At 73.0% G+C, this 20,425-nt stretch carries 13 protein-coding genes and 1 riboswitch; of the genes, 8 read left to right on the top strand and 5 right to left on the bottom strand.

The genetic code is table 11. The features are described 5' to 3' along the window. Positions 1 to 30: 30 nt before the first annotated feature. Together FYW95_RS01165 and FYW95_RS01160 are read right to left on the bottom strand one after the other, a co-directional pair. The gene (locus FYW95_RS01165) at positions 31 to 1,569 is read right to left on the bottom strand and encodes a polysaccharide deacetylase family protein (RefSeq protein ID WP_159941308.1); all 1,539 of its coding nucleotides are present in this window, start codon (positions 1,567 to 1,569) and stop codon (positions 31 to 33) included. 173 nt (positions 1,570 to 1,742) lie between these two features. Then, entirely contained in the window at positions 1,743 to 3,299 is a 1,557-nt protein-coding gene (locus FYW95_RS01160; RefSeq protein WP_159941350.1) for a polysaccharide deacetylase family protein, read from the bottom strand. A 267-nt stretch (positions 3,300 to 3,566) separates the two neighbouring features. Beyond that, positions 3,567 to 3,730: riboswitch (cobalamin riboswitch) on the top strand. A 159-nt stretch (positions 3,731 to 3,889) separates the two neighbouring features. Here FYW95_RS01160 and metE point away from each other — a divergent pair. Then, positions 3,890 to 6,193, top strand: a complete 2,304-nt coding sequence (gene metE, locus FYW95_RS01155; RefSeq protein ID WP_159941306.1) for a 5-methyltetrahydropteroyltriglutamate--homocysteine S-methyltransferase — start codon at positions 3,890 to 3,892, stop codon at positions 6,191 to 6,193. A gap of 81 nt (positions 6,194 to 6,274) precedes the next feature. Here the strand turns inward: metE and FYW95_RS01150 are convergent, their stop codons facing one another. Next, complete coding sequence (locus tag FYW95_RS01150) at positions 6,275 to 7,345, bottom strand: DUF3558 domain-containing protein (RefSeq protein ID WP_160049876.1); 1,071 nt, start codon at positions 7,343 to 7,345, stop codon at positions 6,275 to 6,277. A 585-nt stretch (positions 7,346 to 7,930) separates the two neighbouring features. Continuing rightward, entirely contained in the window at positions 7,931 to 8,974 is a 1,044-nt protein-coding gene (locus FYW95_RS01145; protein WP_159941302.1) for a coiled-coil domain-containing protein, read from the bottom strand. A gap of 499 nt (positions 8,975 to 9,473) precedes the next feature. Between FYW95_RS01145 and FYW95_RS01140 the strand changes: the two genes are divergently transcribed. The 6 genes from FYW95_RS01140 (at position 9,474) to FYW95_RS01120 (ending at position 15,034) form a co-directional block, all read left to right on the top strand. After that, positions 9,474 to 10,430 carry a methionine ABC transporter ATP-binding protein gene (locus tag FYW95_RS01140; protein ID WP_159941349.1) on the top strand — a complete coding sequence of 319 codons (957 nt, stop codon included), beginning with the start codon at positions 9,474 to 9,476 and terminating at the stop codon, positions 10,428 to 10,430. After that, on the top strand, positions 10,427 to 11,164 hold the full coding sequence (locus FYW95_RS01135; RefSeq protein WP_159941300.1) for a methionine ABC transporter permease: 738 nt from the start codon (positions 10,427 to 10,429) through the stop codon (positions 11,162 to 11,164). Before FYW95_RS01140 ends, FYW95_RS01135 begins: the two co-directional genes overlap by 4 nt. Before the next feature lie 197 nt (positions 11,165 to 11,361). Further along, positions 11,362 to 12,759: a GH1 family beta-glucosidase gene (locus FYW95_RS01130; protein ID WP_159941298.1), complete on the top strand. Its 1,398-nt coding sequence runs from the start codon at positions 11,362 to 11,364 to the stop codon at positions 12,757 to 12,759. Positions 12,760 to 12,906: 147 nt separating this feature from the next. Further along, positions 12,907 to 13,941 carry a LacI family DNA-binding transcriptional regulator gene (locus FYW95_RS01125; protein ID WP_159941296.1) on the top strand — a complete coding sequence of 345 codons (1,035 nt, stop codon included), beginning with the start codon at positions 12,907 to 12,909 and terminating at the stop codon, positions 13,939 to 13,941. A gap of 142 nt (positions 13,942 to 14,083) precedes the next feature. Then, entirely contained in the window at positions 14,084 to 14,308 is a 225-nt protein-coding gene (locus FYW95_RS27920) for a hypothetical protein (RefSeq protein ID WP_236567642.1), read from the top strand. A 60-nt stretch (positions 14,309 to 14,368) separates the two neighbouring features. Next, positions 14,369 to 15,034 carry a hypothetical protein gene (locus FYW95_RS01120; RefSeq protein WP_159941294.1) on the top strand — a complete coding sequence of 222 codons (666 nt, stop codon included), beginning with the start codon at positions 14,369 to 14,371 and terminating at the stop codon, positions 15,032 to 15,034. Between the two features lie 161 nt (positions 15,035 to 15,195). Here the strand turns inward: FYW95_RS01120 and FYW95_RS01115 are convergent, their stop codons facing one another. Then, positions 15,196 to 16,350 carry a M15 family metallopeptidase gene (locus FYW95_RS01115; RefSeq protein WP_236567641.1) on the bottom strand — a complete coding sequence of 385 codons (1,155 nt, stop codon included), beginning with the start codon at positions 16,348 to 16,350 and terminating at the stop codon, positions 15,196 to 15,198. A gap of 714 nt (positions 16,351 to 17,064) precedes the next feature. Here FYW95_RS01115 and FYW95_RS01110 point away from each other — a divergent pair. Next, on the top strand, positions 17,065 to 20,319 hold the full coding sequence (locus FYW95_RS01110) for a nitrate- and nitrite sensing domain-containing protein (RefSeq protein WP_236567648.1): 3,255 nt from the start codon (positions 17,065 to 17,067) through the stop codon (positions 20,317 to 20,319). The last annotated feature ends 106 nt before the right edge of the window (positions 20,320 to 20,425 follow it).

Genomic DNA, 20,425 nt, shown 5'->3' with positions numbered 1-20,425 from the left:
GTCTCCCGTGCCGACACCCGCGCCCGGGGGTCAAGGCCCCGCGGGCGCGGTCAGCCCCTCGGGCGGGTGGCTGCTCCCCGGCTCGGGGCCGTCGTAGACCTGGCTGACGGTCGCGAACTCATACCCCCGCCCCCGCAGCCGTTCGATGATCTCCGGGACCGCGGCCAGGGTCGGGGCCAGCGTGTCGTGCAGCAGCACCACCGCGCCGGGCTCGGCCTGCTCCAGCACGTTCTCCGCGATCTCGTCGCGGTCCGCGCCGCCCCAGTCCCCGCTGTCCAGGCTCCACAGGATCTCGGCCATGCCCTGTCTGCCGATCTCCGCCAGGACCCGCGGTGAGCTGTCCCCGTACGGCGGCCGGAACAGCGTCACGGTGTGCCCGGTCTGGCGGCGCACCATCGCGCTGACCGCGGCCACCTGGCCGGCCAGCTCCTCGCCCGAGAAGGCCTTGGTCATGTGCTCGTGCTGGTCGTTGTGGCTGGCCAGCTCATGTCCCTCGGCGTAGGCGCGCCGCAGCACGCCGGGCCTGGTCAGGGCGGGGTCGCCGTTGAGGAAGAAGGACGCCTTCACCCCCTCCTCCGCCAGCAGGTCCAGCAGGTGCGGTGTGGTCGGGGCCGGTCCGTCGTCGAAGGTGAGGGCGATGCACTTGGCCCGGGAGCAGTCCAGGCCCGGGTCGCCCGCCTCGACCACCCCGGGAGGCTCCGCGGGGGACGCGGGTCCGCCGACGGGCTCCTCCACGGCCAGGACGGGGTCCTCGGACAGCGATGCCTCCCGTGCCCGCGCGCCCAGGTCCGACAGCAGGGGAACGGCACGGTCGGCGGGGACCACCGCGACCACGCGCCCCGGTTCCGTCGTCGGTACGTGGCCTTCCACCACCGGCGACAGGTGGCCGTCGTCGAACTCCACCACCAGGTCGCCCCCGGCGTTGAAGCCCAGGGAGTCGTAGGTGCGCAGGACCGGGTGAAGGCCCTCCGTGTCCACGTCCTTCCTGTCGGCGAGCAGGTCGCGTACGAGGCGGTTGAGCGTGGAGAGCGCGGCGTCGTCGGCGAGCAGTTCTGCGGCGTGGGCGGTACGGCCGGAGGCGGTGTCGTACCAGGAGGTCTCGTACGCCTGGCGCAGCCCGTGGTAGTCCTCCTCGGTGCGCACCAGGCGCACGCCCAGCACCCCGTTCCCGGCGGCGGCCACCTCCCAGTCGATGTCCAGGCCCACCGGTTGGCGGCTGGCCCCCCGGAAGTCCCGGACCTCCCGGTCCACCCGTGCGGCCAGCTCCTCGGCGAAGGCCCCGGCCCCCTCGAACCGCGGGTAGGACACGTCGATGGCGACGCCCTCCGGGACGTGGGGGTGGTCGGGGAAGTCGTCGGCGCTTCCGCGCCACTCGCCGACCCCCTCGTCCGGTTCGCTCAGCACCACCGTGATCAGTTCGGGGTCGGCAGCCCGCGGGAGGGCCACTCCGGACCCGCAGGCCGCCAACGGCGGGACCAGGGCCGCCACAGCCGCCACCAGGGCGGCGGACCACCACGGCCCGCGGCCTCCTGGACGTCGGACGGCCTCGTTCACTGGGGTCGACGACACCACGGGACTCCCTCATCCCCTCGGACGCTGTTGGGAGCAACATAGGTCACACCGCCCCGTGCCCTCCGGCTCTGACCACATGTGGTCAGAGCCGCTGACCAGGGATGACGCGCGCGCCGCCCGCGTTCCAGGCCCTCCGGAGCCCGGGTGCGGGCGGCTCCGGCGTGTCGCGCTCAGACGTTCTCGCCGGTCTCCTCCGGCTCCCCCTCGGGCGTGTCGGGGGTTCCGGTGGTGTAGACCTCGCCGGGGGTCGTGCTCCCCAGCAGCTGGGAGACGGTCACCATGGTGTACCCGCGGGCGTCCAGCTCGCTCACGATGGAGCGCGTGGCGTCGATGGTGGTGCCGTGGATGTCGTGCATGAGGATGATCGCGCCGTCCGAGGCGCCCTCCACGGCCCGGGAGGAGACCACCGGGGTCTTGCGGTCCCTCCAGTCGTTGGTGTCCACGCTCCACAGGATCTGGGCCAGCCCCATGTCTGCGGTCACCTCGGCCACGGTCTCGTTGGTCGAGCCGTACGGCGGGCGCATCAGGTCCATGGTGTAGCCCGTCTCCCGGTAGACCAGCGCCTGCACCGTCTCCAGGTTCGCGCGCACCGCGTCCGGGCTCATCCGGGCCAGGTCGGGGTGGTCCAGGGTGTGGTTGGCGATCTCGTGCCCCTCGGCGTAGGCCCGCCGCACCGTGTGCGGGTGCTCCATGACCGGGTACCCGGTGACGAAGAAGGTGGCCCGCGCGTCGTACTCGGCGAGCACGTCCAGCAGTTCGGGGGTGCGTCCGCCGGGGCCGTCGTCGTAGGTCAGCGCCACGCACCTGGTGTCGGGGTCCGAGCAGTCGACGCCCTCGTCGACGGCGGCCAGGTGCCCGGGCGGGCGGCCCTCCCGCTGCCCGTCCTTGTCGGCCAGGGGCGGGGCGGCGATCTCGAAGCGCTCCACGCCCACGGTCGCCGCGTCGCGCACGCGCGCGCCCAGGTCGGAGAGCAGCTCACCGGCGGTCGGGGCGTCGACCACCGCGTACGCCCGGCCCGCCGACGCGGGGGCGACCTGACCGGCGTCGAACTCCACCACCAGGTCCCCGGCGGGGTTGAACCCCATCGAGTCGTACAGGGAGCTGATCGGGTGGAGAACGGCGGTGTCCACGGCCCCCGGGGGGCCGTCGGCGGTCACGGCGGTCTCACGCACCAGGTCGTTGAGCCGCTCCAGTTCCCGCTGCCCCGCGATTAGGGCGGTGGAGGGGTGGTGCTCGGCGGTCGCGGTGTCGTACCAGTAGGTGGTGTAACCCTCCCTGGGGCCCTCGGAGTCGGTCTCCACCCGCGTCATCCGGACGCCCACCAGCCCGCCGTGCGCGGCGGTCAGGCTCCACTCCGCCTCGAAGGAGACCGCGCCCGGGCTGGCCGCCTCGAAGGCGCGCACCTCGGCGCCCAGCTCGCGCTCCAGGAAGTCGGACAGCGGCTCGGCGTTGGGGATGACAGGGTAGGTCACCGAGGCGGGGATCGCGCCGTCGTAGGAGAGTTCGGCCTCTCCCGCCCCCGCCACGTGCGCCGGGTCCACCACGGTCAGCCCGTCGGGGTCGCCGACCGCGGGGGGAGGGGCCTCCTCCTCGTCCGCGGCGGACCGCGGCGGCTCCTCCGGGGACCGCCCCTCGTCCTCACCGGACGGCCGTACCGCCAGCAGGACCATCCCCGCCAGCACCAGCAGCGCCAGCACCACGGTGAGCAGGGGGCGGTCCGGTGCCATGGAGGAGGGGGACTGCTTCTTCACGAGGGAATCTCCACGTTCATCGTCAGACGAACGCCCGCGGACCGAGCAGGGGAACTCGTCCGCGTGACGCTTCAACGTCGGGTGTGACGCCGCCCGGGCGCCGGGGGTTCACGCTCCGCGGACCGGACGGGTGCGGTCGCGCACCGGGTGCGAGGGCGGAGGGGGTGCTCCCTATACTCGCAGGCGTGGAAGGTACGCACTCCCCTTTCCAGGGTCCGCTCCGGGCCTCGGGGAGTGCGTCGCAAGAGGGAACCCGGTGCGAGTCCGGGACTGCCCCGCAGCGGTATGGGGGAACGAACGTCGCCATAGGCACTGGTGGACCGGCCGGAGAGGGCCGGAAACCGGGAAGCGGCGGCCAGTAGGAGGAGCGGTGTCCGCACCGCCCGCGCCCCCGAGTCCGAAGACCTGCCTCCACCCGGCGGCGCAGCCGCGCCGCCGGTGGTCCCGTGCCCCGAGGGAGGGCCGAGGGCGACGGCAGGTGCGCGAGCCCGTGGCGCGCCCCCCGGCGTGCCCGCTTCCCCGCCCTCGCGGCCGGTACCCGGCTTTCGACGAGGGAGAGAAGCTCAGTGAACCCGACCCCCAGGCCCCAGGCGGCCTCCTCCGGGGAGTCCCGCCCCCCGGTGCGCTCCACCGTGCACGGCTACCCGAGGATCGGTCCCCGGCGCGAACTCAAGCGCGCCAGCGAGTCCTACTGGAGGGGCGACACCAGCGCCCGGGAGCTCGACGAGGTCGCCGCCGACCTGCGCCTGGGCGTCTACGCCCAGCTGCGCGAGGCCGGTGTCGACGACATCCCCTCCAACACCTTCTCCCACTACGACCACGTCCTGGACACCGCGGTCATGTTCGACCTGGTCCCCTCCCGCTTCGCGCCGCCCGCCGCGGCCCGCGACCGCGACGAGGAGCTGCGCCGCTACTTCGCGCTCGCCCGCGGTGAGCGGGGCGCCCCGCCGCTGGAGATGACCAAGTGGTTCGACACCAACTACCACTACCTGGTCCCCGAGCTCTCGCCGAGCACCCGTCCCCGCCTGGTGGGGGACAAGCCCGTGGCCGAGTTCCGCGAGGCGGCCCGGGCCGGCTTCCACACCCGCCCGGTCCTGGTGGGCCCGCTCACCTTCCTGCTGCTGGCCAAGGCCGCCGACGACGCTCCCGAGGGCTGGGAGCCGATCGAGCTGCTCGATCAGCTCCTGGACGCCTACGCCCAGCTCCTGTCCCGGCTGCGGGAGGCCGGGGCCACCGAGGTCCAGCTGGACGAACCGGTCCTGGCCACCGACGAGGGCCGTGCCGCTCCCGACCACCTGGAACGCGTCTGCCAGCGCCTGGGCTCCCTGACCGACCGCCCCGCCCTGCTCCTGTGCACCTACTTCGGCTCCGTCGGGGCCGACGCCCTGCGGGTCCTGAAGGAGTCCCCGGTCGAGGCCGTCGGCCTGGACCTGGTCACCGACGGCGAGGGCGTGGACGACCTGGTCAGGGTCTGCGGCCTGGGCGCCACACGCCTGGTGGCGGGGGTGGTGGACGGACGCAACGTCTGGCGCACCGACGTCCCCGCCGCAGTGGCCACGCTCGGCACCCTCCTGGCCCTGGCCGACGAGCTCACCGTGAGCACCTCCTGCCCGCTGCTGCACGTGCCCCTGGACCTGGCGGCCGAGACCTCACTGGAGCCCCGACTGCGCGAGGCCCTGGCCTTCGCCCGCCAGAAGGCCGAGGAGGTGGCGCTGCTGGGCCGCGTGCTGTCCGAGGGGGCCGGGGGGGAGTACGCCGGGAAGGGCGTGCCCGCCCCCTCCTTCACCGACGCCCGGGTGCGCGCCCGCCTCGACGCCCTGGGCCCGCGGGCCTACGAGCGGCCCCGGGATCGGCCCGCCCCCGCGGACAAGCCGCTCACGACGACCACCATCGGGTCCTTTCCGCAGACCGCCGAGCTGCGCCGGGCCCGTGCCGCGCACCGCCGGGGAGAGCTGGACGGGGAGGCCTACGAGCGGCTCCTGCGCGAGGAGATCGACCGGGTGATCGCGCTCCAGGAGGACGTCGGCCTGGACGTGCTCGTGCACGGCGAGCCCGAGCGCAACGACATGGTGCAGTACTTCGCCGAGCAGCTGGAGGGCTACGCCACCACCGAGCACGGCTGGGTGCAGTCCTACGGGTCGCGGTGCGTGCGCCCGCCGATCCTGTTCGGTGACGTCTCGCGCCCCGGACCCATGACGGTCGGGTGGACCGCCTACGCCCAGTCGCGTACCGGCAAGCCGGTCAAGGGCATGCTCACCGGTCCGGTGACCATGCTGGCCTGGTCGTTCGTGCGCACCGACCAGCCGCTGGCCGAGACCGCCCGCCAGGTGGGCCTGGCACTGCGCGACGAGGCGGCCGACCTGGAGCGCGCGGGGATCCGCCACATCCAGGTGGACGAGGCGGCCCTGCGCGAGCTGCTTCCGCTACGCCGGGAGCGGCATCCGGAGTACCTGGAGTGGGCGGTGAGCTCCTTCCGCCTGGCCACCTCCGGGGTGTCGCCGTCCACGACCATCCACACCCACATGTGCTACTCGGAGTTCGGGACGATCGTCGACGGGATCGAGGCGCTGGACGCCGACGTCACCAGCGTCGAGGCCGCGCGCTCGCGGATGGAGCTGGTCCGCGACCTCGGCGACCGGGGCTACCGGCGGGGGATCGGCCCGGGCGTGTACGACATCCACTCGCCCAGGGTGCCCTCGGTGGCGGAGATCGAGGCCGCGCTGCGCCTGGCGGCCGCGCACGTCGACCCGGCGCACCTGTGGGTCAACCCCGACTGCGGCCTCAAGACGCGCGGCTACGCCGAGGTCGGGCAGGCGCTGCGCAACATGGTGGAGGCGGCCCGCCGGGTGCGCGCCGACCTGACCGGCTGACCCGCGTCTCCAGGGCCCTCCTCCCGGTCCGGGTGCGCGAAGGGGCCGCGGCGCCGCCGCGGCCCCTTCACGAGCGGCCCGTCAGGTACCGACCACGGCCAGCGCGTCGGCGCCCGCGTTGAGCATGATCTCCTCGATGTTGTCGGGCATGACCAGGTCCTCGGCGGTGTCCTCACCGGTGAAGGACGGGTGCAGCTGGTACTCGATCCGGATGTTGAGGTTGGCGGTGCGGATGAGCAGCACGGCCTGCGGGATGTCGTCCCCCAGGAAGTCGTACTTGGTCAGCACGTAGTGGGCCTCGTCGCCGAGGTCCACCTCCTTGCTCTCCTCGACGTTGGCGGAGTCGTAGAAGGTGCTGTACGGGCTCTCCCCGGTGACCTCCTGGACGCCGTCCTGGAAGTCGTTCTTGGCGGCCTCGACGGAGTCGGCGGCCGAGTAGGGGGTGCTGTAGATGACCTCGAAGGCCGCGTAGCCGCCCTCGGCGTTGCCCTCCGGCGGGGCGCCGTCCAGGGTGTCGCAGTAGGAGGTCTCGTCCCGGACCGACTTGCTGCCTCCGTCCTGGATCAGGAAGTCGGAGATCACCTGGTCGGTGAAGGCGTTGCACGGCTCGGACGGAACCGTGTAGGGCGGTTCTCCCGCGGGGGCCGCGTCGGTGTCCGGCTGGGGCTCGGGGTCGGTGTCGCCGGACTCCTCCGCGGTCTCCTCCGCGCTCGGGGAGGTGTCCGGGTCGGAGGCGACCGCGGTGGGCTCCCGGCCGTTGCTGATGAGCATGACGATGACCGCGATCACCAGGACGACGATCACGACGCCGCCGCCGATGACCACCCACAGGCCCGCCTTGCTGCCGCCGCCCGAGGGCGGCGGCGGCGGGGGGTAGCCGGGGCCGCCGGGACCGCCCGGGCCCATGGGGCCGCCGGGGTAGGGTGGCTGCCCGCCCGCGTACATCTGCTGTTCCGGGGGGCCGGGGAAGCCCGCGGGGCCGCCGTAGCCGGGCTGGCCGCCGGTGCCGTGGTCGCCGTAGGGGACGCCGTGGGGCTGGCCCGGGGCGTTGGGGTCGCCGTAGGGCTGCCCGAAGGGCTGCTGGCCCCCACTGTTGTCCCCGCCACCGTAGGGGTTCTGCGGTGGTTGGTTGTAAGGTCCGTTTTCGCTCATGGCTCCCCTCGCCCGTGTGTGCTGACCGTGTTGTCTGGGACGCAAGTGCGCGCCGGTGGGTTCTCACGACGTTCCGCACCGTCCGTAGGAGGGCACGGAGTCGTGTGAGGGGGAGGCGCACCTGCCGCTGCTGCCGTCCCGCGGGCGAGGGCGGGGGCGTGGGGCGGGGCGTTCCCCGTGTCCTGGAGAGGAGTTCCGGCGGACCGGGAACGCCCGACCACCGGGGCGGAGGCCGGGTGGGGTCGAAGGAGAACTGTCGGACCCGGGCCGGAACGTGTTGCATCCTAACGGGGGGCGGGGGTGCGGGGGCAGGCCGGGCCAGGGCTGATGAGGTGAATCGTCACTGTTTTGTGTCGGCTGGGCAAGACCTCATCGTGCGTGTGACGCAATCGTGACGGCGGTGCGTGGAATTCCGGTCGGCGTATGGAGTAGTGGGAAACGCCCTTCCGCGGGCGCGTGCGCTCCGCCGGACCGCGTCGGCCGACGGTTCCGTCACGGCCCGCACGGGGCCGGGCGGCACGGGTGACGCAGACCTCACCGGATGGCCGGAACCGGTCATCGGGTGCTTCGCGCGGCGGACCGCGCTCAGAACATCGAGATGTGCACGTGGTCGAAGTGGTTCTCGGTGAGGTTGCCGCGGTCGGCCATCGGCCGCCAGCCGGTGTCGCCCCGGCGCACGTCCCAGATCTGCTGCCGGTAGATGACGTACATGATCCCCAGGTCGTCGGCGTTCTCCCGGGCCCACTCCGCGATCGCCCAGCCGCGGTCGATCTGCTCCTGGGAGGGCATCCCCCCGGAGGGGTGCAGCATGAAGTCGCAGGCCCGGCCCTTGGGGTGCTCGCCGACCACCCAGCCGCCGACCGCCCGGTAGCAGCCGACGCCGCCCACGTCCCGTCCCTCGCCGAACTTCTCGATGACCAGCGCCCGCATCTGCTCGGTGCGCGGGGTGATGTTGAGGGGGCCGCCCATGGGCTGTTCGGGGTAGTCGGCGATCAGCCGCTGTACCTCCGTCCGCCGCTCCTCCAGCTCCCGCAGGTCCTCCTCGGCCTGGGCCAGCTGCTCCTCGGCGGTCTCCTGGGCCGTCTCGTCCCGGCTCAGCGCCTGGTCGAGCTGGTCGATCTTGTCCTGGTTGCTGGTGGACAGGTAGTCGATCACCACCGCCCGGTCGATGACCTCGTCGGGGTCGGCCTCCACGAACAGCGCCATGGAGGGGTCGACGCCGCCGCTGGTGTAGGTGGCCACCGCCAGGGCCCGCACCTGCTCGAGCGCCTCCTCCACCTCCTCGCGGGTGCCGTCGGCGCGCTTCTGGGCGCGCTCGGCCTCGGCGATCACGCCCTCCATGTCCCGCAGTTCGCCCTGGTACTCCTCGCTCAGGGCCGAAGCGCGCTCCTTGAGGGAGTTCATGTCCTCGGGTTCCGCCGGGGCCGCCGCGGCCGGAGCGCCCGGCCAGGCCAGGAAGGCCGCGAGCACGGTGAGCGCGAGGGCGCCGGCCCGGCCGCGGCCGGGCCGCGGGGCGGCGGAAAGCGCGGCGGCCAGGGCCCCGGCGCGCTCGGTCCAGGCCGGGCCGGCGGGGTCGGGAGCCCAGAAGTCGGCGAAGTCGTCCGCGCTGCTGTGGTGGTCGGACTGCACGTGTGGTCGCTCCTTGGGCCCGCGCACCTCCCTGTGGGACCGGGGGTGTGGCGGGCGCTGCTTCTCGTCATTTCCCGGGCGGGGCCGGCGCGCGTCCTCGCGTGCGCGGTCCCCGCCCCTCGCACGCGCCATGGGCGGGGCGGGAGGGCGGGATGGTCTTGAGTGTAGGCACTCGTGCGGGATGCCGGGAGACACGGGGGATTCCTCCGTGTGACGAGCGCCCGGATGTGGCCCACATAACCTAGCCATACGGGGTGTTTCCGGCGAATCAACTGGTCCGCGCATGGTTGTCTGGACGGCGTGCGGGCTCTCGCGCGACACCGCTGTCCCCCGCTCCGACCTGGGCGGACCCGCGTGTCGGCGTGGCTTGGCCGCCCGCCCGCGGGGTGCTCCGTACGCTCGGGCCCGGGCGCCGCACCCGCGGATCCCGCCCCCCGGCTCCGGCCGGGCGCGGTGACAGCACCGTTGGGACGTCGATGGGAAGACCGTGATTGACGCAGTGGGCCTGTACAAGGCCTACAGGTTGAAGAAGCACCGGGTGGACGCCCTGAACGGGGTCGACCTGCACGTCGAGCCCGGCGAGATCTTCGGTGTCGTGGGCCAGAGCGGTGCGGGCAAGAGCACCCTGCTGCGCTCGGTCAACCTCCTGGAACGCCCCGACGCCGGAACCGTCCGCGTGGCGGGCGAGGAGCTCACCGCGCTGCGCGGCGGGCGCCTGCGCGCCGCCCGCCGCGGCATCGGCATGGTGCACCAGCACTTCGCGCTGCTGTCCTCGCGCACCGTCGCCGGGAACGTGGGCTTCCCCCTGGAGGTCGCGGGTGTGGACCGCGCCCGCCGGCGCGCTCGCGTGGGCGAACTCCTCGAACTCGTGGGGCTCGGGGACAAGGCGCGCGCCTATCCCTCCCAGCTCTCGGGCGGGCAGAAGCAGCGCGTGGGCATCGCCCGCGCGCTGGCCTCGGGCCCCCGGGTGCTGCTCAGCGACGAGGCGACCTCCGCGCTCGACCCCGCCACCACCGACTCCATCCTGGCGCTGCTGCGCCGCCTGCGCGACGAGCTGGGCCTGACCATCCTGCTGATCACCCACGAGATGGACGTCATCAAGCGGATCTGCGACTCCGCGGCGATCATGGAGAACGGCGGGTTCCGCGAGTCGGGCCGGGTGCTGGACCTCATCGGCACCCCCGGCTCCCTGCTCGCGCGCTCCCTGTTCCCGCTGCCCGCCCACCACGGGCCGGACACGGTGCACGTGACCTACCCGCGCTCCTTCGACGAGCCGCTCATGTCCGAGCTCACCCGCCGTTTCGACGTGGACGTCAACATCCTGGGTGGCGGCGTGGAGGAGGTCGCCGGGCAGTCCGTGGGCCGTCTGAGCGTGGACCTGCGCGGCGAACGCCGCGGCCAGGCCCTGAGCTACCTGTCCGAACACGGCCTGCTGGTCGAGGAGGCCGGAAAGTGACCACCCCCGCCGACACCCTCCTCCTGGCCGCCGCGGCCGAGGACGCCGGAGCCTGGGACGCCGTCGTGGCCTTCGTCCGGGCATGGCCCGCCATGTGGCCCAGCCTGTGGCTGGGCACCCTGGACACCGTCTACATGGTGGTGTGGGCCACCGTCTTCAGCGTGCTGGTCGGCCTGCCGCTGGGCGTGCTGCTCGTGGTCACCGACCGGGGCGGCCTCCTCCCCGCGCCGCCGGTGCGCGCGGTGCTCAGCGCCGTCGTCAACATCGGCCGCTCGCTGCCGTTCATCGTGCTGATGGTGGCGGTGCTCACCCTGACCCGCTTCCTGGTGGGCACGACCCTGGGCCCCACCGCCGCGATCGTGCCGCTGAGCATCGGGGCCATCCCCTTCTTCGCCCGCCTGGTGGAGACCTCGCTGCGCGAGGTGGACCGGGGGGTGGTCGAGGCCGCGCACGCCATGGGCACCCGCCGCCTGACGATCGTGGGCAAGGTGATGCTGCCCGAGGCGATGCCCGGCCTCATCGCCGGTCTGGTGATGACCGTGGTCACCCTCATCTCCTACTCGGCGATGGCCGGCGCCATCGGCGGCGGCGGTCTGGGCGACCTCGCCATCCGCGAGGGCTACCAGCGCTTCAACGACCACTACCTGTGGGCCACGGTCATCCTGCTCGTCGTCATCGTGCAGGCCGCGCAGAGTCTGGGCGACCTGCTGGTGCGCAGGCTGTCCCGGCGCTGACCCGCGCCGCCGCCGCGGGCCCGCCTCCGGCAGCGCCGGAGGCGGGCCCGCGTTCGGACGGCACCGGGGTGTTCGACTCGTAACGGTTGGGTTGCGGTGCCAGGTCCGTCGATTGACACCCGGGTACTTCTCTGTTTCTTTTATGGGAGCGCTCCCAAACAGATGTCCCCTCGTCATGGAAGGTGCGTACACCAGCAGTGAGCAACCGCAACGATTTCCCCGAGGGCTTCCTCTGGGGGGCGGCCACCGCCTCGTTCCAGATCGAGGGCGCCACGACCGAAGGCGGCCGTGGCCCCAGCATCTGGGACACCTTCGCCAAAACCCCCGGCAAGGTCCTGGGCGGAGACACCGGCGACCCCGCCGACGACCACTACCACCGCTACGCCGACGACGTCGCGCTCATGAGCCAGCTCAACCTGGGCGCGTACCGCTTCTCCATCGCCTGGCCCCGGATCATCCCCGAGGGCACCGGCGCGGTGAACCAGGAGGGGATCGACTTCTACGACCGCCTCGTGGACACCCTCCTGGCGGCCGGGATCCAGCCCTGGGCCACCCTGTACCACTGGGACCTGCCCCAGCCGCTGGAGGACGCGGGCGGCTGGCCGCACCGCGACACCGCCTACCGCTTCCGCGACTACGCCCAGGTCGTCGCGGACGCCCTCGGCGACCGCGTCAGCAACTGGATGACCGTCAACGAGCCCTGGTGCTCGGCCTTCCTCGGCTACCAGAACGGCCACCACGCGCCCGGGCACAAGGACGACGCGGCAGCCCTGGCCGCCGCGCACCACCTGCTGCTCGGCCACGGCCTGGCCACCGAGGCGATCCGCTCCACCGGGCGCCCCGCCCGCGTGGGCCTGGCCCACAACCAGGCGGTCATCCGCCCCCACGGGCCCAGCGCCGCCGACGCCCGCGCCGCCCGCCGCGCCGACGGCGTGCGCAACCGCATCTTCACCGACCCCCTGCTCAAGGGCCGCTACCCGGCGGACGTGATCGAGGACCTCGCCCACATCAGCGACTTCTCCTTCCTCGTCGACGGGGACCTGGAGATCACCTCCGCACCGATGGACTTCCTGGGCATCAACTACTACACGCCCGAGTTCGTCGCCGCCTCCGCCAAGGGCCTGGACCCGGCCCTGGTCAGCGGTGAGGGCGGCGCCTGGCTCGGCGCCGAGCCCGAGGAGGTGCACGTCTCCCAGGGCCTGCCCGTCACGCACATGGGCTGGGAGATCGACCCCACCGGCATGTACGACGTGATCATGCGCCTGGCGGGGGAGAGCGGCGGCATCGACCTCTACGTCACCGAGAACGGCTGTGCCTTCGAGGACACCGTGACCGAGGACGGCGAGGTCAACGACACCGAACGGATCGCCTACTACGAGGGCCACCTGCGGGCCGCCAAGGAGGCCGTCGAGGCCGGCGCGCCCCTGCGCGGTTACTTCGCCTGGTCCCTGCTGGATAATTTCGAGTGGGCGTGGGGGTACTCCCGCCGGTTCGGACTCGTGCACGTCGACTACGAGACGCAGAAGCGGACCGTGAAGGACAGCGGTCACTGGTACGCCGAGCTGGCCAAGACGGGGAGCTTCCCCCAGCGCTGAGCCAGGGCGCCCCCGCGGTGGCGGGAGCGCCGGTCCGGTGGACCGTGAACGACGGTGGGGTGCCCCTCGGGGCACCCCACGCGGTCGTCAGGCGGGTATGACCACGGTCGGACACCCGTCGACGACCATCCGAGAGGGAGCCTCACAGTGGCCAAGAGCGATGCGGGTCGGAAGCGTCCGACCCTGGAGATGGTGGCGCAGCGCGCCGGAGTGGGGCGCGGAACCGTCTCCCGCGTGATCAACGGCTCGGCCCAGGTGAGCCCGCGCACGAGGGACGCCGTGCACGACGCGATCGCCGAACTCGGCTACACCCCCAACCACGCCGCGCGCACCCTGGTCACCAGGCGCACCGACACGATCGCCCTGGTGGTCTCCGAACCCCGCGACCGCCTGTTCTCCGACCCCTTCTTCGCCGACATCATCCGCGGCGTGAGCTCGGTCCTGCACGAGCGCGACCTGCAGCTCATGCTCACCACGGCCCGCACCGAGCCGGAGCACAAGCGCGTGGGCGACTACCTCAGCGGCCTGCACGTCGACGGGGCGCTGCTGGTGTCCATGCACGGGGACAACCCGCTCTCGGCCCGCCTGGACGAGGCCGGGGTACCGGCGGTGCACGGCGGCCGCCCCCACTCCCCGGACCAGCCCGCGCCCTACTGCGTCGACATCGACAACATCGGCGGGGCCAGGGAGGCCACCCGGCACCTGCTGGAGCGCGGATGCCGCCGGGTGGCCACCATCACCGGCCCCCAGGACATGAACGCCGGTGTGGAGCGCCTGCGCGGCTACCGCCAGGTCATGGCCGACGCCGGGCTGGAGGTCGACGAACGGCTCGTGGTCCAGGGCGACTTCAGCGTGGAGGGCGGGGCCGAGGCGATGGAGCGGCTGCTGGACACCGGGCTGGAACCCGACGGCGTGTTCGCGGCCTCCGACATGATGGCCATCGGAGGACTGCGCACGCTGCGCTCGCGCGGCCTGCACGCGCCGGAGGACATCGCCCTGGTGGGCTACGACGACATCGTCATGGCCCAGCACAGCGACCCGCCGCTGACCACCATCCACCAGCCCACCGTGCGGATGGGGCAGGAGATGGCGCGGCTGCTGGTGGACGTGGCGATCCCGCGCACGGTGGAGAGCGAGACGGTCATGCTGCAGACCCACCTGGTGGTGCGCGAGTCCGCCTGAGCCGACGGCTCCGGCGGGGCACGGCGGCCCCTCCCGGGAGGGCGAGTACGCTCTGACCCGCTTCGACGCGTTCGCCCGGCTGGACGCGCACGTGCACCGTGTGCAAGGCTGGTCGCGATTTCGCGGGAGACGGTGGGAGCGCATGGACCCGATGCGGGAACCGACACACACCCGGTGTGCGATTTCCTCGTGCGGATGGTGTGAGCAGGACGGAGTGGACTGCCGGTTCTGTTCCGGAACGGGCTGGTGGCGGCCGGAGAGACCGCACCGGGACGGCAGCGGAGTGATCGTCTGGGTGCGGATCGACGAGCCCTGCCGCGGGTGCGCGGGCACCGGCAAGGAACACAGCCCGACCGCGGCCCGCTGAGCGGCGACGTCGCGCGCAGCGGGGGGCGTTCCCCCTCCCGCGGTGGACAAGGAGACGTGGATGCGCTGGGTGACCTACCTGTCGCCGAGCGGCGGCAGTGAGCGCGCCGGGGTGCTGGACGACGGCGACGTGCTGGGCAGCCCCGGCCCCGAACGCCTCGCCGACCTGCTGGCGGCGGGGGAGGGGGCGCTGGCCGCCGCCCACGGGCGCGCGGTCGAGGCGCCGGTCGAGATCATCGTCGAGCCCGAGGCGCGCATGTGCGCCCCCGTGCTTCCGGCGGGCCCGGTCCCGGTGCGCGCGGGCGACGAGGAGTGGTACGTGCACCCCGAGCTGGTGTGCGGCGTGGACGACGCCGTGCCCGCGGGGGCCCGCTCGGCCCGGGTGGGCGCGGCGGCCGTGGCCGGGGCCGCGGGGGCGGCGAGCGCCTACACCCCCGCCTGCCTCTGGCTGGACGCCGCGGGCCAGCCCGTGCTGCTGAGCCTGGGCCCCGTGCTGGCCACCGCCGACGAGATCGCGGGGGAGCGGCTGGGCCTGAGCGCCTGGGCGGAGGAGCGCGAGCTGGGCCGGGGACTGGTCGATCCGCACCACGCGTGGCTGGCCTCCGGGCCCGGAAGCGTACGGGCGCTGCTGCCGGTGGCCACCCCGCCCCTGGAGCCCCACGACGAGCTCTTCGTCGACGCCGGCGTCCTGGGCACCTTCGAGGTCCGGGTCGGCTCGCAGGTCTGACCCCACCGCCGGGGCGGCGGGCGAGCGGAGCACCGTCCGAGGACACACGCCCTGCGGCCTGGGCGAACTTATGGTCCAGCCGAAGCTGTTACCGGTGTGACTTACGGGATTCGATTTCCGATGGGCTCCGCCCCCGCGGTGAGGTCTGGCGCCCCGACCGCTCACCGGCCGGTGAACTCCCAGTGCCAGGGCTCGAAGCCGCCCCGGGCCCAGGCCGGGTTGTCCCAGCCGTAGCGGGGGGCGTTGGCCAGCATCCACTCGTGCTCGGCGCTGCCCAGCCAGTTCACCCCGCCGCACAGGTCCACGGCCACGCCCAACCCGTGCTGGCTGGTCCCGGGACGGGCGGCCATGCCGGGCAGCATCTCCTGGAACAGGCGCACCTGTTCGTGGTAGGGGCGGTAGGAGTCGGCCACGCACATCGGCCGTCCGAACGCCTGGCGGTAGGCGCCGTCGAGCTCGATGAAGGCCGCGGCCGCGTCGGCCCGCAGCCACTCGCCCGTCTGCGGCAGGGGACACAGCAGCGACTGCGGGATGTGCCCGTTGGCGTGGGCGGTGATGTTCCCGCCCCCGCACCGGGCGCCGGGGTCCCGCGCGGGCTGCGGCCCGTCGCCCTCCGACCCGCCGCGGTCGTCCCCGGCGGGGGAGGCCGCCGCGCGCGCCCCGCGCAGCGCCTCCTCGCGCCGCTTCTCCTCGGCCTCGGCGTCGCGGACCTCGGCCAGCCGCGCCTCCAGGCGCGTCTGCTCCTCCAGCAGCTCCTCGACCGCCGCCTCCTGGTCGGCGACGGCCAGCACGGCCTCCTCCCGCGCGGCCTCCGCGGCCTCGACCGCTTCGGCCTGCTCCCGCTCGGCGGTCTCGGCTATCCCGGCGAGGGTGCCCGTGGCCACCCGCGCGGCCTCGGCGCGCCCCATGTCGGCCTCGCGGTGCCCGGCCAGCAGGGTCAGGTACGCTCCGCGCTCCAGCATCCCGGAAGGCCCCTCGGGGCCGGTCCAGGCGTTCACCATGCCCAGGTCACCGCCCTTGTAGGCGGTCGCCGCCTGGCGGGCCGCCGCCAGTCGCGCCGCCCGGCCGCGTTCCTCGGCCATGTCCGCGCGCCGCTCGGCGGCCTTCCTGCGCTCGGTGAGCTCCGCCAACCGCTCCCGCGCGGCCTCGTAGCGCTCGATCTTGGCCGACGCCTCCTCGCGGAGGGCCTCCATGTCCGCGCGGAGCAGGGCCAGCTCCACCCGCACGTCGCCCAGCGCGGCCTCCACCGGGGGAGCGGAGTCGTCCGCGCCCCCGGGCGCTGCGGTCGACAGGGCCAGGAGGACGGCGATACCCACCGGAAGCGCGGCACTGACCGAAAAGGGCCACCTGGAGGTGCCCCGGATTCTTTCCTGTTGAGGACCCTTCGCGCGTGATGTGCTACGGAACGTGTTCGAACCAGGACATGACGAGGGACGCATTTCCGCTTCCTCCCCGGGACCTGCGTATACGTCTTGTCACGATGTCATGTCGAGGCGGTGTTGGCGGGGAAGCTGGCGGTGTGTCCAAAAAGTTACCTCGTTGCCCCTGGGGTTTCGGTCCCTGCTTCTGACCAGGAGGATTGGTCATAATGCCGGGGTTGCGGGCACTATGAGCATGGGTGGCCGAAGATGATCTTGCCGAACGCCGTCAAATCGCCGAAGCGAGCCCTTCGCGCCCATTGGTACGCTATCCACCGCACGCGCACCCACATGGAAGTGTCCGGGTGTGCGGCTCCTCTCCTCCCAGGCGAGTCCGGCGGACAGTCTTCACATCTCCCCACATTCCCCACCGCTCCCGGTTCGGTGGTCCACGTGGTCCCTACCGGTTTCCCCGAAGGTGCTTCGGTCGGAGCGGTCGGCCCCTGGGGTCCTACCAGCCGCTCGAAGCGGTGACACGAAAGGTTGCGAGGGTCCGTGTCGACACGAGCGACGAAAAACGGGGCCAGCGCGCAGAGCGAGGCAGCGCAGGCCGAACATGCCGATGCCACGCCCAAGCGCAGAGCCGACTGGTGGCGGCCACGTAACTGGCGGGTGCGCTCCCGACTGGTGGCCCTCATCGTCATCCCCACCGCCGTCGCGCTCGCGCTCGGCGGTCTGAGGGTCTACGAGGCGGCGGTCTCCACCGTCACCCACGACCACATCCAGGACCGCGCCGAGGTGGGCGTGCTCATCGTGCAGCTGGCCAACCAGCTGGGCCGTGAGCGGTCCGCCAGCGCGATCTACATCTCCGACAACGCCGACCCCGCCCGGCGCTCGGACGAGCTGCGCCAGCAGATGGAGGAGGAGCGCAACGCCTCGCGCGACCTGCAGCAGACCCTCACCGCCCGGCTCGACGACCTGGGCGAGGTGGAGGGCAACGCCTCCACCCGCCTGTCCAGCATGCGCAGCCAGATCTCCACGCTGGAGTCCCTGAGGACCGAGGTCGACGAGACCCGCATCACCGTTCTTCCCGTGGTCACCAAGTACCGGACGATCTCGCGTTCCCTCGCCGAGTTCAACCAGACGATCGCGGACGAGACCGGCGACACCGAACTGCGCGAGAGCGTCCGCACGCTCACCGCGCTGTCCAACGCGCGCGACCAGCTCTCCTACGAGACCGCGCTGATGAGCCACTCGCTGGTCCGCAACACCATGACCGGCGGTATCGCCGAGGCCATCGACTCCAGCCGAGCCCGCTACGAGAACGAGATCTCCAACTTCGCCCAGGCGGCGTCGGAGGAGCAGCGCAAGATCTTCGACGACAACTTCACCGGTCTGGAGGTCAGCCAGGTCTCCACGATGCGTATGCGCGTCATGTACCGCGCCGACCGGGGCGACGACCTCACCGGTGTGACCGACAACGACGGTCCCGAGGCCTACCGCGGCATCGCCGACGCCGCACTGGACCGCCTCCAGACGGTCGAGGAGGGCATCGCCCAGGGCATCGCCGACGAGGCCAACGAGCTGCGCGACGCGGCCATGGGCCGAGCCCTCATGGACCTCGTCGTCGTCGCGGCCGTCCTCCTGGCGGTCTTCGTCCTGACCTCCCTCGTGGTCCGCTCCCTGGTGCGCCCGCTGCGCACCCTGGAGGACGGCGCCCGCCGGGTGGCCGAACGCGACCTGCCCGACGCGATCAACCGGATGCAGGAGGCCGGGACCGTTCCCGAGAACGTCAAGGTCACCCCGATCGAGGTCGACACCAACGACGAGATCGGAGAGGTGGCCCGGGCCTTCGACGACGTCCACCGCGTGGCCCTGACCCTGGCCTCCGACGAGGCCGCCCTGCGCAGCAACGTCAACGCGATGTTCGTCAACCTGTCCCGCCGAAGCCAGACCCTGGTGGAGCGGCAGCTGCGCCTCATCGACGGTCTGGAGCAGTCCGAGCAGGACTCCGACCGCCTCTCCGACCTGTTCCAGCTGGACCACCTCGCCACGCGCATGCGCCGCAACAACGAGAACCTGCTGGTCCTGTCCGGCCAGGACAACACCCGCAAGTGGGCCCAGCCCGTCCCGCTGGTCGACGTCCTGCGCGGCGCCGTCTCCGAGGTCGAGCAGTACGAGCGCGTCAACGTGCGCGCCCCCTCCCACATCTCGGTGCTCGGACGCCCGGTCAACGACGTCATCCACCTCGTCGCCGAGCTGGTGGAGAACGCCACCTCCTTCTCCCCCCACGACACCGAGGTCCTGGTCAGTGCCAAGACCCTCGACAACGGCGGCGTCCAGGTCGACGTCACCGACAGCGGTATCGGCATGGCGGCCGAGGACCTGGCGGCGATCAACGCCCGCCTGGCCGCACCGCCGCACATCGACGTCGCGGTCTCGCGCCGCATGGGCCTGTTCGTGGTCTCGCGCCTGGCCCACCGCCACGGCGTCAAGCTCCGTCTGGAGGAGGCGCACGGCGGCGGAACCACCGCGCGCGTCATCTTCCCGCCGGACCTGCTGATCACCCCGGTCGAGGGCCAGCACTCCCTGGGCGGCGCCGACCGCCCCGAGCTCACCTCGGGCGCGCCCAACACCTACGCCGACGCCGAGGCCGCCTTCGCCTCCACCCCGGCCGCCGCCGAGCCCGGCGACCCCTGGCAGAGCCAGGAGGCCGGAACCGGCCCCGGCGACCTGGGCGGACTGCCCAAGCGCCAGCCCGGCTCCGCCCGGACCGATGAGCACCCGCCCAGCGGCCAGGACCTGTGGAAGACCTCCGAGGACTCGGGGTCGGTCTGGGACACCTCCAAGGGCGCCGGGACCACCAGCGGCGCCGCCGGCGCCAACGGCCGCCCGGTCATCGACCCCTACGAGGTCCCCGAGGACGAGCAGCCGCAGCCGGAGAGCACCGGCCGCAGCCTCTTCGACCCGGCCCCCCGCTCCGACGCGGGCGGCGACACCTCCTTCGGCGACGGCTCCTCGGTGGGCCGTGCCTCCGACACCGGGTCCTTCAGCCGGCCCTCCGACACCGGCTCGTTCCGCCGACCCGCCACCGACACCGGCGCCTTCCGCCGCCCGGTGGGGGCGACCGACTCCTACGACGCCTTCGGCGGCACGCGCCCGGGTGCCGCCGAAAACTCCGGCGGGGCCCCCGCCGACAGCGGGTCCGGCGACCTGTTCCGCAGGGACACCACCGGCTCGCACGAGCGCCCGGCGGCTCCGGCCCGCAGGGAGGACACCGAGACCTTCCCGGCCGTCTCCTCGGACTGGAACACCCCCCCGGCCCCGCAGGCCCCCTCGTCATCCGACACCGGCAGCTGGCGCACCGGCGGCCAGTCCGACTCCCGCGAGGGGTACGGCTCGACCGCCTACCTCTCCCGCCGCTACGGTGGGGCCCAGGGACCGAACAACACGGTCGTCCCGCCGACCCCGGCGGGCGAGGACGGCGACTCGCTGCCGATCTTCGACGCGATCGAGTCCAACTGGTTCAAGCGCCGCACCGGCGGACCCACGGTGGACACCACCGAGACCGGTCCGATCCAGCAGGTCTCCCCGGACCAGGGCCAGCGCCCGAAGGCGGAGCAGAGCCCGCGCCCCGCGCAGAGCGGCTCCCAGCCGGGCGCGCGCTCGGAGCAGGAGTGGACCTCGGCGGCCGACCGCGGCTGGAAGGCCGCCCGCACCGCGGCCGAGCCGCTGGCGGGCGGACTGACCACCTCGGGCTTGCCAAAACGCGTTCCCAAGGCAAACCTTGTTCCGGGGACGGCGCCCAAGCCGGAGAACTTCAAGCAGATGCCCACCCGCAGCGCGGACCGCGTCCGCAACCGTTTCTCCGGTTTCCAGAAGGGCGTCCGCGAGGGACGCAACCGACTGGGCGAAGGCGAGGGATGACCCCGGTGACGACTGGCGGGACGGGGTCCCCCTTATTCACGGGCGCCGGATGCAATAGCATCAACCGAGCTTCTCGGACGCGCCACACCCGTAGCTTGACGAGAGC

The sequence above is a fragment of the Nocardiopsis sp. FR4 genome (assembly GCF_009830945.1).
Lineage (GTDB): Bacteria > Actinomycetota > Actinomycetes > Streptosporangiales > Streptosporangiaceae > Nocardiopsis.
This window is presented reverse-complemented; position numbering and strand designations above follow the sequence as displayed.